General features: G+C 59.9%; 11 protein-coding genes. 9 read left to right on the top strand and 2 right to left on the bottom strand.

Features of this window, described 5'->3' with window-relative positions; translation table 11 throughout:
• Positions 1-87 precede the first annotated feature (87 nt).
• Positions 88-360 carry a YqkE family protein gene (locus KB449_RS13945; protein ID WP_282908964.1) on the top strand — a complete coding sequence of 91 codons (273 nt, stop codon included), beginning with the start codon at positions 88-90 and terminating at the stop codon, positions 358-360.
• A gap of 81 nt (positions 361-441) precedes the next feature.
• On the opposite strand, the gene KB449_RS13940 is transcribed toward KB449_RS13945, so the two are convergent.
• Positions 442-1,146: a PsbP-related protein gene (locus KB449_RS13940; RefSeq protein ID WP_282908963.1), complete on the bottom strand. Its 705-nt coding sequence runs from the start codon at positions 1,144-1,146 to the stop codon at positions 442-444.
• A 306-nt stretch (positions 1,147-1,452) separates the two neighbouring features.
• Between KB449_RS13940 and KB449_RS13935 the strand changes: the two genes are divergently transcribed.
• From KB449_RS13935 to KB449_RS13925, 3 genes are all read left to right on the top strand, one after another.
• Entirely contained in the window at positions 1,453-2,046 is a 594-nt protein-coding gene (locus tag KB449_RS13935; RefSeq protein WP_282912811.1) for a TVP38/TMEM64 family protein, read from the top strand.
• A gap of 30 nt (positions 2,047-2,076) precedes the next feature.
• Entirely contained in the window at positions 2,077-2,967 is an 891-nt protein-coding gene (locus KB449_RS13930; RefSeq protein WP_282908962.1) for a radical SAM/SPASM domain-containing protein, read from the top strand.
• A 407-nt stretch (positions 2,968-3,374) separates the two neighbouring features.
• Positions 3,375-5,444 carry an acyltransferase family protein gene (locus KB449_RS13925; RefSeq protein ID WP_282908961.1) on the top strand — a complete coding sequence of 690 codons (2,070 nt, stop codon included), beginning with the start codon at positions 3,375-3,377 and terminating at the stop codon, positions 5,442-5,444.
• Positions 5,445-5,537: 93 nt separating this feature from the next.
• Here the strand turns inward: KB449_RS13925 and KB449_RS13920 are convergent, their stop codons facing one another.
• Positions 5,538-5,993 (bottom strand): Dps family protein, encoded by a 456-nt coding sequence (locus KB449_RS13920; protein ID WP_282908960.1) that lies wholly within the window; start codon positions 5,991-5,993, stop codon positions 5,538-5,540.
• Positions 5,994-6,197: 204 nt separating this feature from the next.
• On the opposite strand from KB449_RS13920, the gene KB449_RS13915 reads away from it, so the two are divergent.
• The 5 genes from KB449_RS13915 to KB449_RS13895 all read left to right on the top strand — a co-directional run bounded on the left by KB449_RS13915 (position 6,198) and on the right by KB449_RS13895 (position 12,174).
• Positions 6,198-7,631, top strand: coding sequence for an aldehyde dehydrogenase family protein (locus KB449_RS13915; RefSeq protein WP_282908959.1), 1,434 nt, complete (start codon positions 6,198-6,200; stop codon positions 7,629-7,631).
• Positions 7,632-7,653: 22 nt separating this feature from the next.
• The gene (locus KB449_RS13910; RefSeq protein ID WP_282908958.1) at positions 7,654-9,453 is read left to right on the top strand and encodes an ABC transporter ATP-binding protein; all 1,800 of its coding nucleotides are present in this window, start codon (positions 7,654-7,656) and stop codon (positions 9,451-9,453) included.
• Positions 9,437-11,347, top strand: coding sequence for an ABC transporter ATP-binding protein (locus KB449_RS13905; RefSeq protein ID WP_282908957.1), 1,911 nt, complete (start codon positions 9,437-9,439; stop codon positions 11,345-11,347). The genes KB449_RS13910 and KB449_RS13905 overlap by 17 nt, the downstream gene beginning before the upstream one ends.
• Positions 11,344-11,613: a cold-inducible protein YdjO-related protein gene (locus KB449_RS13900; protein WP_434082503.1), complete on the top strand. Its 270-nt coding sequence runs from the start codon at positions 11,344-11,346 to the stop codon at positions 11,611-11,613. The genes KB449_RS13905 and KB449_RS13900 overlap by 4 nt, the downstream gene beginning before the upstream one ends.
• Positions 11,614-11,721: 108 nt before the next feature.
• Positions 11,722-12,174 (top strand): divergent PAP2 family protein, encoded by a 453-nt coding sequence (locus tag KB449_RS13895; protein WP_282908955.1) that lies wholly within the window; start codon positions 11,722-11,724, stop codon positions 12,172-12,174.
• Positions 12,175-12,184 lie beyond the last annotated feature (10 nt).

The raw sequence follows: 12,184 nt of genomic DNA, 5'->3' as shown, positions 1-12,184 counted from the left end.
AATCGTCATGCGAACATTTGTTTGTCCATTATAACGGGAGGACGAAATTTCCACAACCGCTTTATAATTCTGATCGAGGTGATTGCGATGGCTAAGAAAAAAGGGGGCGCTCCGCGTCGGCCTGCAGCCAGACAGGAAGAGACGCCGGCGTCGGGATCGACGCTGAAGGAGCTGCTCAGTGCCGAGACGCTGCAAAAGCTGAAGGCGCATGCGGATTCGATGAAGGAAGAAGAGCGGAAGCGGGCGGAAGAAAAGCGTGCGGCCGAGGAAGAAGCGAAGCGGACCGAGGAGAAACGCCTTGCCAACGATTTCGGACATCTGCTGGACAACAGCCGTCTCGATTGGAAAACGTTCAAGTAACCTGAAACGCGAAGTACAGCAATAGGGACCGGGCCCGCCTTCTGCGCGGCGTCCGGTCCCTATTGCATGTCTTTCATGCCATTACTTGTAGGATAGGGTGTCGATCATTTCTCCGACCGTGTCCTGGTATTTTTCCACGCTGTCCGGCTCGGCGGTATAGGTGACGATATACGCTTTGTCGTCTCCGATAATGGCGGCTTGCTGCCAATGCAGATCGTACTGCCCTTGCTGACCCGTATATTCCAGGAAGAAGGAGTGGTTTTCTTCCGATTTCTCCGAGCTGACGAGTTTAAAGTTCGTGATCATTTTTTCAAGCGCTTTTTGCGTTTCGTCCGCGTATTGATCGATCGAACCCGTAGCGGCAGCACCGAGATCCTGGACGACCAGCGTCACGTTTTCCTTGAACAGATCCGAATCGTTGTCGGCAGGCGACAAAAAGGCGGCGCTCACGCCCTGAATGTCGTTCTGAACGGTCCAATCCTTCGGATATTGAATGCTGTAGCCGTCTTCGGCATTTTCGTACAGCTGAAAGCCCGATTTAAGCTCCCCGTCGGGGCGAGCGGCCGCCTCGGATGCTGCGGCCGTGCTTGCGCCCGGGCTCGCTTCGGCGCTCGCGCTCGGACTGGCCGTGACGCTTGCGCTGGCAGAGGCCGTGGCTGGCGGACTCGCGGTCGAAGCGGTATTGTTGTTGTCGCCGCTATTCCCGCAAGCGGCGAGGATCAGAGCCAGACCTAACGGCGCAGTCCATTTTAAATAGGAATTCGGTTGATTGGCCTTGATTTTCATGATTTCTCTCTCTCCCTTTTTTAGATCGGATGTTCAAAGCAGATAAATGTCGTACCTTGTTGAATGTACACCGCTTTGCCGAATCGAAAACGCAAAAAAGCGCCTTTAAGGAAAACTTTAGTGAAAAAATAGTCGTTCCTTCGGCCTAGTCATATATCGGATGTATGGAACGGACCTGTCCGGCGTATAATCTTTTGCTTGTATACCTAACTTCATGGTAAGGTACAATTAAATCCTGTGCGCGGATTGCGGCATTTCGGAAGCAGAACTAGAGATCGCAAAAGGGGGGAACGGGGCTTGAGCGACATGATTAACCAGACGATAGACTGGCTGCTGGAGTCGACCAATCTCCAGGGATTCTATGTGCTCCTCCTCACCGTGCCTCTGGCGGTCATCCAAGGTTTTTTCGGCATATTTCCTTTTTCCACGCTGATTTTTCTGCAGATTTCCGCCTTGGGCCTGGTCAACGGACTGATCACGAGCTGGCTCGTCGGCATCGTCGCGTCTCTGGTCGTCTATTACGCATGCAAGTATTTTTTTGCGGATTGGTTCGAGCGCAAGATGAAGTCGAAGGCCGGGCGCTACGAGAAGTGGCAGCGTTATTTCATGAAATACGGCGTGTGGTCGATCATCTTCCTCCGCACGCTGCCGATCATGCCGAACAACGTCATTTCGTTCATGGCATCGCTGTCCAAGATCTCCCACAGATCGTATATGGTTTCGTCGCTTGTCGGCGTCATGTCCCATATTTGGCTGTTCGGCATCATTAGCTCGTCGATTTTGTTTCCGGAGACTGACATCGGGTTGTTGATCGGTTCTTATTTATTGTTCTGCGTGGCATTGTCGGGCATCTTCGGGGCGCAGCTGGTGCGGGAACGCAGGAGAGCAAGGGGCGTCTGACGCAGTACGGCCAGAGGGAGAGACATTCGTTTGAAAAGATTCAAAAAGTTTTATATCGAAATTACGAGCGTATGCAATCTGGCTTGCTCCTTCTGTCCCCCGACCGAACGGAAGTCCAAGTTCATCCGGATCGAAGACTTCGCGCATACGCTCGATCAGGTCAAGCCGTACACGGACCATATTTATTTGCACGTAAAAGGCGAGCCGATGCTCCATCCCAAGCTGGACCAGCTGATGGATATTAGCCACGAAAAAGGGTTCAAGGTGAACTTGACGACCAACGGCACGCTGCTGCATAAGGCCGGCCCCAAGCTCATCGGCAAGCCGGCGCTCAGACAGATCAACTTTTCTCTCCATAGCGAGGGCCCGCATATGGAAGAGCCGAACAAGGAAGCGTACGTGCTCGGCATCGTCGCATTCGCGAAGGAAGCCGTACGGACCGGTGGCGTCACGATCTCGCTGAGGCTGTGGAATCTGGAGCTGGACAACGCGGAAAACGCGGCGCGAAGCCGCAACCGGGACATTCTTGCGCTGCTTGAACGGGAGTTCGGCCTTGCGCGTCCGATCGAAGAGAGCTGGGAGCGGGGCAAAGGCCTTAAGCTGGCCGATCGCATCTATTTGAACCAGGACCATGAGTTCAAGTGGCCGGATCTTGCGGAGCCGGAGGACGAGGGCAGAGGCTTCTGTCACGGCCTGCGCAACCAGGCCGGCGTGCTGTCCGACGGCACGGTCATTCCTTGCTGTCTGGACGGCGAAGGCGTCATTAATCTGGGCAACATTCACGAGCGGCCGTTCTCGGAAATTATCGAGGGCGAGCGGGCGCAGCGCATGTATGACGGATTTTCCCGGCGCGAAGTCGTCGAGGAGCTGTGCAGAAAATGCGGCTACCGGCAGCGCTTCGGCTTCCAAAGCCGCGCCTGAGCGGCATCGAATACGAGACAGGCCTCACCTACCGGAACCGACGGAAGGGAGGCCTTTTTAGTATACAAAAAACATTAAAAAAACTTGTTTTTCCTTGAACAAAGGACAAGGATACGCCGTCTAATGTTTGAATGTCAAAAACGAAAGAAAATTGTCCGATTCGCGGGACGAGGGAGGGATGCCGGAGCAGTCGCATAGTCGGATGTTAGACCGAACGCAGCGCTAGTCCTTGACACGCAAGTGACCGCTAGAACGCCGCATGATCAGGCATCGACCGGCAGATTTATCGCCGGCACCGGCAATATTCCCGTCACCGGGGCTTTAACTTACGACAGAGATATTTAACTGAAGTTGAATCGAGATGGAAAGTAGCAAGTGTCAAGAGCTGCCAAAGGAGTCCGCTAAGCATGCATACAACTAAATCCGCACCATCCCGCTACATGCCGGGTCTGGATGGGCTGAGAGCGATCGCGGTCATCGCGGTCATCGCCTATCATCTGGACTTCGACTGGGCCTCGGGAGGCCTATTGGGCGTAGGCGTGTTCTTTGTGTTGTCCGGTTACCTCATAACGGATCAGATCGCCTCCGAGCTTAATCGGGAAGGGCGTCTTAACCTGAAGGGGTTCTGGCTGCGACGCGCCAGGAGATTGCTGCCCGCCATGCTGCTCGTCATGGCCGCCGTACTGCTATATTTACTGTTATTCGACCGTGACCGGCTGCCGTCGCTGGCAGGCGACGTGTGGTCGGCCGTCACTTATACAAGCAACTGGTACTTAATTTTTCATCATGTCTCTTACTTCGAGAGCTTCGGTCCGCCTTCGCCGTTCGGGCACTTGTGGTCGCTCGCGGTCGAAGAGCAATTTTATCTGCTCTGGCCGCTGCTGCTGCCTGCGGCGGCCATGCTGCTCGGACGCCGGGGCAGGACGGCTCTGGCGATTACGGCAGCGGCAGTTGTCTCTGCGGTGTTGATGGCCGTCCTTTATGTGCCGGGCGAAGATCCTAGCCGTATATATTACGGCACCGACACGCGTGCGTTCGGACTGCTGCTGGGCGCTGCGCTGGCGCTCGTCTGGCCCAGCGGCAGACTGTCTACGGGACTGTCGCGTCGCTCTCGCGCCGGCCTCGATGCCATCGGCATCGCCGCGCTTGCGGCCGTTCTGCTCATGATACGCTGCACGAGCGAATACGATTCTTTCCTCTATCGGGGCGGCTTGGTTCTGCTGTCGCTGTGCGCAGCCGCGCTCGTCGCCGTGCTCGCTCATCCCGACAGCCGTTTCGGCGCCTGGCTGGGCTGCGGTCCGATGCGCTGGATCGGGAAGCGTTCTTACGGCATTTACCTTTGGCATTATCCGGTCATCGTTTTGTCCGAAAAGCAGGTGAACACCGACGGACCGGAGCCGCTGCGCATAGCGCTGCAGCTTGCCGTCAGCGTTATTCTCGCGGCGCTGTCTTACCGATTCGTCGAGAACCCGATTCGCCGCCGCGGTCTCGCCGCAGTGAGAGAAGGCGCGCTCGCTGTCGCGGCTAGCCTATCACGCGGCTTGACGCCGCGAGGTTCGTCCGCGCCAAGCCGTCCGGCCGCAGGCCTGTCCGTCGCGGCTCTGATTCTCCTGTGCGTATCCTGCACAGGCGATGCGCACCCGCTCGGTCAGGGCGGCACAGCCGCCGCATCGGAAGGCGCGGCCGGCATAATCGTCGACGCCGGCATCCACGCCGGCGCCGGCAAGCCATCCGGCAGCGCAGAAGCTGCCGCTGGCGGCGGCGGGAGAGGGGACGCCGACGTGCGTCCCGCGCAAGGTCACGCCGACACGGCCGAGCCGACGGCGAAGCCGACTTCTACGCCGACACCCAAGCCGCCGGCAGGAGGGAAGCCGTCCGCGAAGCCCGGGCACTCGCCGTCGCCTTCGCCGAAGCCTTCCGATTCGCCTGCTCCGCAACAGTCGGCAGATGCCGGAGCCAATGCCGGTACCGGAAGCGAAGGCGAGGTAGGAAAGCGCAGCGGGGAAGGCATTACCGTTATCGGCGACTCTGTCATGCTGAACGTGAAGCCGTACCTGGAGCAGCAACTGCCCGGCATCGTCGTCGACGGCGAGGTCGGCAGGCAGATGCGCGAGGCGCCGGACCGAATCGCAGCGCTCAAGAGCCAAGGCCTGCTCGGCAGCCGAATTGTCGTCGAGCTGGGCACGAACGGCTCGTTTACGAAAAAGCAGCTGACGAAGCTGCTCGACGCGCTTGCCGAAGAGGACGAAGTGATCCTGATGAATACCCGCGTACCGCGCAAATGGCAGGATACAGTCAACGACATGCTGAACGATATCGCTTCCGATTATCCGAATGTATCGATCGGCGACTGGTACGGCGCAAGCGCGGATCACGACGAGTATTTCGGCAAGGATGGCGTGCATCTGGGGAAAACCGGCTCGCAGGCCTACGCTAAGCTGGTTGCGGACCTGCTCGGAAGCAAGTTAAGCGGTTGAAATCAGGCAAACGGGATGAAGCGGAGAATTGCCGCGTCATCCCGTTTGTTTTGCGCTTTTTTCCCGTTTGTTTTGCGCTTTTTTATGGAACGTTTATTTGCCCAAAAAGGCGTTCAGCATCCAGATCGTCTTCTGCAGGTCTGCCGTCTGACCGATTAACAAGTCGGCCGTAGCTTCGTCGCCGGCCGCTTGCGCCGAATCGATACCGGCGGCCAGCTCTTGCACGAGCTTCGTATAATCGGCGATGACCGCTTCGACCATCTGTGCGGCGGATTCGCCGCCGGCCGCTTCGCCTACGGTCGCGAGCGACAGGCTTTCCTTCAGCGTCGAGACCGGGCTGCCGCCGATGGCGAGCAGCCGTTCGGCGATCTCATCCATACGCGCTGCAGCTTCCGTGTACAACGTTTCGAATTTCGCATGCAAAGTGAAAAACTCGCTCCCTTTGACGTACCAATGGAAGTGGTGAAGCTTTGTGTACAGCACCGTCCAGTTGGCAACCTGGCGGTTCAGTACGACGCTCAGTTGTTCGATTTGTTTGGTTACAGTCATTTGGAATCCCTCCACATATTTGTATTTAGACTTAATCTAAGTTCTAAAATCATCTTAACATATCAGCATATCTCCGAGCATGAAGATTGGATGAAGATGGCTTCGCGCCGATCTTCCGTTTAGTGTTTTTGAACCGCGTCGCTGCAAGTGCTATTCTTGGAAGTATGGTTGTTTAACATACTTTTTATGAAGGAGCGATGCAAGATGATCGTACGCAAGCATCTATGGATCGGCGGCGCCGAGTGCGAGACGAAGTCGTACGTGAAATTAACGGCTCCTTACGGCGGCGAGGAGCTCGCGGAGATCGCCGATGCGGCGCCCGGGGACGTGGACCGGGCGATCGCGTCCGCGGCCGATGCCGCGAAGACGATGCGGGAGATGCCCGGCTACCGGCGGTCGGCGATTTTGGAGCGGCTGTCGGATCTGTTGACCGAACGCAGGGAAGAGGCGGCGCGCATCGTCGCGCGCGAAGCGGCGAAGCCGCTCAAAGCCGCCTATGCGGAGATCGACCGCACGGCGGCGACCTACAAGTTCGCGGCCGAGGAGGCCAAGCGGCTTCATGGCGAGACGGTCCCGATGGATGCGGCGCAGGGAGGCGAAGGGCGCATCGCCTACACGAGACGGGAGCCGATCGGCGTCGTCGGCGCGATAACGCCCTTTAATTTTCCGATGAACCTGGTCGCTCACAAGGTCGGACCCGCATTGGCCGCAGGTAATGCGGTCGTGCTTAAGCCTGCGCCGCAGACGCCGCTGTCGGCTTTTTTTGTCGCGCGGCTGCTTCATGAAGCGGGGCTTCCCGGCGGGGCGCTGAACGTCGTGACGGGCGACGGCAAGCGCGTCGGCGAGCAAATCGTAGCGGACCGTCGCATAGGCGCCGTATCGTTCACGGGCAGCGCTGCCGTCGGCGAATCCATCCGCGCGCAGGCCGGCCTTAAGCGCGTGACGCTCGAGCTCGGCTCGAACAGCGCCGTCATCGTCGACGACGACGCGGATCTCGAAGCCGTCGCCCGCCGCTGTGCGGAAGGCGCATTCGGCTATCAAGGACAGGTATGCATCTCCTTGCAGCGGATATACGCGATGTCGTCGGTCGCAAGCGAGCTCGCCGCTCGCATAGCGGACGCGGCCTCGCGGCTCGTCGTCGGCGACCCGCTCGATCCGAAGACGGATCTCTCGGCGATGATCGCGCCTCGCGAGGCGAAGCGCGCCGCGGACTGGATCGACGACGCCGTGAGCCGCGGGGCCATGCTATTAGCCGGCGGCGCGCCGCAAGGCGCCATACTGCCGCCTGCGGTGCTGACGGACGTGCCCGACGATGCCGAGCTGTCGCGTCGCGAAGCGTTTGCGCCCGTCGTAATGGTGAACAAGGTCGGGTCGATAGCGGAGGCGGTAAGCCGCGCGAACGATTCGGACTTCGGTCTGCAGGTTGGCATCTATACGAACCGGATCGATACGGCGATGTATGCGATGGATTCCCTCGTCGCCGGCACGGTGCTCGTGAACGACATCCCGACGTTCCGGCTCGATCATATGCCTTACGGCGGCGTCAAGCAGAGCGGATTGGGCCGCGAGGGCGTCCGGTACGCGATCGAGGAGCTCACCGAGCTGAAGCTCATCATTTGGCGCTCGGCCGGCCAGTAGACGGGCGGAGGAGGCAAGCGAGTTGCACTATTTGCGCAAATACATGTCGAAATACGGCCTTCTCTTTACGCTGTCCCTGGCGCTCGTCGCGCTTGAAGGCGTATGCGATCTGCTGCTGCCGACGCTGATGTCCCATATGATCGACCGGGGCGTACTGACGCGCGAGCTGCATGTCGTGGCGCAGTACGGCGGCTGGATGCTGGCGATCACGGCCGCAGGCGCATTCTCCGCGCTCGGACGCAATGTCGTCTCGAGCCGGGTGTCCCAGCGCTTCGGAGCGGATCTGCGCGGGGATTTGTTCCGCCGCGTTCAGTATTTGACCCTCCGCGACGCGGACCGCTTCGACCGGGCGTCGCTCGTGACCAGACTTACGAACGACGTCACGCAGGTGCAGAACTTCGCCAACGGCATGATGCGAATATTCGCGAAGGCGCCGATCCTTTGCATCGGGGGGCTCTTCATGGCTGTTCGGTTGAATCCGCAGCTGTCGCTCGTACTCGTCGTCGTTGTGCCGCTCGTCATTTTGCTCATCATTTTGAACATGCGGGTCGGATTCCCGTTATTTCTTAAAGTTCAGGCGGCGCTCGACCGGCTGAACGGCGCGATGCGCGAATATTTGTCGGGTGTCCGTTCGGTCAAGGCGTTTAACCGGTCCGCATATGAATCGAATAAATTCGAAGCGATCAACGGCGAATATCAGTCGCGCTCGACGACGACGCTCCGCGCGATGTCGGGCTTCGGTCCCGCGATCGCGCTCGTCGTGAACCTGGGCGTCGTCGCCATCGTATGGCTCGGCGGGATCCGGGTGAACGAGGGCGGGATGCAGATCGGCAATATTATCGCGTTCGTCAACTATATGACACAGATCCTCTTTTCGCTGATGACGATCTCATGGGTGTTCAATATGTTCATCCGTGCACGGGCTTCCTCGGGACGCATCACGGAGGTGCTTGCGCTGCCGGAAGGGGAGTCCGCTCCCGGGCGCGGCGACGCCGGAGGGACGGCCGGTATCGACAGCGCTGGCTTTCATGCGCCATTTTCATCCCGACCCGCTCCGGCAGGGGCAGGCGTTTCCTTCGAAAATGTCGGATTTTCGTACGAGGGGGCGGACGGCGATCGTGCGCTCCGAGGCGTGACGCTGGCCTGCGAACCCGGCGAGACGCTTGCGATCGTCGGATCGACAGGCGCCGGCAAGAGCACGCTCGTGCAGCTTGTACCGCGACTTTACGATCAGACGGATGGCATCGTACGCATCGGCGGCATCGACCACCGGCTGCTGGACGTTTCATACCTCCGCGAAATGGTGGCTGTCGTGCCGCAGCGAACCGTACTTTTCACCGGTACGGTCGCCGACAACCTGCGCTGGGGCGACGATTCCGCTGCGCAGTCGGATCTTGAAGCGGCGGCGAAGGCGGCCAGCGCGCACGAATTCATCATGGCGCTTCCGGGCGGCTACGATGCGATGCTCGGCCAGGGCGGCGTCAATCTGTCCGGCGGACAGAAGCAGCGGCTTTCCATTGCCCGCGCCTTGATCCGTCATCCCCGGATTCTGATTCTGGACGACTGTACGAGCGCGCTCGACGCCGTCACGGAGGGCAAGGTCAAGTCGGCGCTCAAAGACTTTGGCTCGAAGCCGACCTGCCTGCTGATCGCGCAGCGCATCTCCTCGGTTATCGATGCCGACCGGATCGCCGTGCTCGACGACGGCGAGCTGGTCGGACTCGGCACGCATGAAGAGCTGCTGCAGGGCTGCGCGGTATATCGCGATATTTGCCGTTCGCAATTCGGAGAGGGGGCGATTCCATATGTCTCGGGCATCTGACCGATTGAACGAACGGCCCGCGGCGCCTGCCGCGCCGATTCGCGGCCCCGGCGGTCCGGGCGGTACCGGCGCAGGCGCCGGACCCCGCGGCAGAGGACCCGTCCAGAAGCCGAAGGCGTTCGGCCAGACCGTACGCCGCTTGCTCTCGTATCTTCGGACAGAGCGCAGGCTGCTCGCGATCGTTTTCCTGTTCACGCTCGCAAGCGCCGGTGCGGCGCTCCTTGGCCCCTACTTGATCGGCCGCGCCATTGACGCGATGCACGGCCCTGGAAGCGTCGATTTCGGCGCCCTCCATGTCCTGTTCGCGCTCATGGCAGCAGCGTACGCGATGGACGCTTCGCTCACCTTTGTCCAGAGCTGGCTTATGGCCGGCGTCTCCCAACGCGCCGTGAGCCGGCTTCGGAGCGGACTTTTCGCCAAGCTGCATGGGCTGCCCCTGTCGTACTTCGACACGCGCAGGCACGGCGAGATCATGAGCCGGCTGTCCAACGACATCGACAACGTGAGCACGAGCCTGTCGCAGACGGTCGTGCAGCTGATGGCGGGCGCGGTCGCCATCGTCGGCTCGCTCGTTATGATGCTCGTGCTCAGCCCGCTGCTTACGCTGGCCGGCCTCGTGACCGCGCCGCTCGTTTATTTGCTGGCCCGCGTGGTTACCCGAAGAACGGGCAGGCTGTTCAAAGAACAGCAGGCTTATCTCGGCAGGCTCAACGGACAGATCGAAGAGAGCGTCACCGGCCTGTCGCTCGTCAAGGCGTTCGGCAGAGAAAGCCGATCGGTCGCCGAGTTCGACGAAGTCAATCGCAGCTTGAGCGAGATCGGCATCCGGGCCCAGATCTGGTCGGGTCTATTGATGCCGCTTCTCAGCGTCATCAACAATATCGGTTTCGCGACGGTCGCCGTCGTCGGCAGCGTGCTCGCCGTCAAAGGCCACATTTCGGTCGGCGTCATCGCCAGCTTTTTAAGCTACTCGCGGCAGTTCGCCAGACCGCTGAACGATATTGCGAATGTATACAACGTGCTTCAATCCGGCGTTGCCGGCGCAGAACGCGTATTCGAGGTGCTCGACGAGCGGGAGGAGGCCGGGGATCGTCCGGACGCGGCAGAGCTTGCGCCGGGATCGCTGGACGTCGTCTTCGAGGACGTATCGTTCGGCTACAATCCGGCGCGCCCGATTCTGAACGGAGTAAGCTTCGAAGCGCAGTCCGGCACCAGCGTCGCGCTCGTCGGCCCGACGGGCGCCGGCAAGACGACGATCGTGCAGCTGCTCAACAGGTTCTACGACGTTACCGAAGGCGCGATCCGCATTGGCGGCCGCGATATTCGCGACTATACGCGGAGCAGTCTTCGGAGCGCCTTCGGGGTCGTACTTCAGGACACGTACCTGTTTTCGGGGACGATCCGCGACAATATCAAATACGGCAATCCCGGCGCGAGCGACGAGGAGATGATTGAGTCGGCCAAACTCGTCGGCGCGGATGCATTTATCAAACGCCTGCCCGGACGCTATGACACACAGCTGTCCGAAAACGGCGGCAGCCTGAGCCAGGGACAGAAACAGCTGCTGGCGATCGCCCGCGTGATGCTGGCCCGTCCTTCGATCCTGATCCTGGACGAAGCGACCAGCAGCGTAGACACCCGGACGGAGCTCCAGATTCAAAAGGCGCTGCTCACCGTCATGAAGGGACGTACGAGCTTCGTCATCGCCCACAGGCTTAACACGATCCGCGGTGCCGACCAGATCCTGGTCATCGCGGACGGCGGCATCGCCGAACGGGGGACGCACGAGGAGCTGCTTGCGCATGGAGGCGCGTACTATCGCATGTTCGAGAGCCAATTCGGCGCCGGCGCCGCGCAGGGGTTGTCGGGCGGAACTTCGGCGACAGGAACTTGACTCCGGCGGCAGAACGGCCTATATTAGGTCAGTTGACTTTAAACCGGTTTTTGAAAGGAAGGCACCCGAGATTGACATCGCAAGATGAAGGCGGCAAGCTGTTTTTGACGAAGATTTGGAAATGCAAGAGTCCCGACTGCAAAGCATGGGTGCGAGAGGAATTCGCGACCGAAGAACAGAAATGCCCGATGTGCAAGGGCGATATGCTCCGCACGATGAAGCATCTGCCCGCGCTCGTAAAAAAGGTTAAATCTAGGTCCCGCTGACCGAAGGCGAATCGGTTGTCCCCTCTAGGGTGTAATAAGCTATAATAGCTCTATTGGCTGCCTCCGCAGGATCGGTAGCGCTCACTCGAGAGAAGGGAGACCGCCGTTATGTCCTTACTCGCCAATTTTCCGCTCATCGCCGCGATCGTCTCCATTCTGTCGGCGCAGGCCGTCAAGGCGCCGATCCAGTTCGTCGGAAGGCGCTCATGGCAGACCGGCATGGCCTTCAGCACCGGCGGCATGCCCAGCTCGCATTCCGCCGCCATGGCAGGGCTTGCGACCGCGCTCGGCATCGAGGACGGACTCGATTCGCCCGCCTTCGCCGTCGCGGCCGTTGTCGGCATGATCATTATGTTCGACGCGGCAGGCGTCAGGCGGCATGCCGGGCTTCAGGCGTCCGTGCTGAATCGGTTTTTGCGCAAAATGCCCGATTTGCATGGCGAGCTGCACCCGGTCAAGGAGCTGAAGGAGCTGCTCGGCCACCGGCCGATCGAGGTGTTCGCAGGCGCGATCTGGGGCATCGGCATCGGCGTGGCCGTCTACTACCTGTTCTATGCCTGAGCGATTGTCC

The organism is Cohnella hashimotonis, assembly GCF_030014955.1.
In the GTDB taxonomy this organism is placed as follows: Bacteria; Bacillota; Bacilli; order Paenibacillales; family Paenibacillaceae; genus Cohnella; species Cohnella hashimotonis.
The sequence above is the reverse complement of the archived record's forward strand: the minus strand, read 5'-3'. Positions and strand labels throughout refer to the sequence as shown.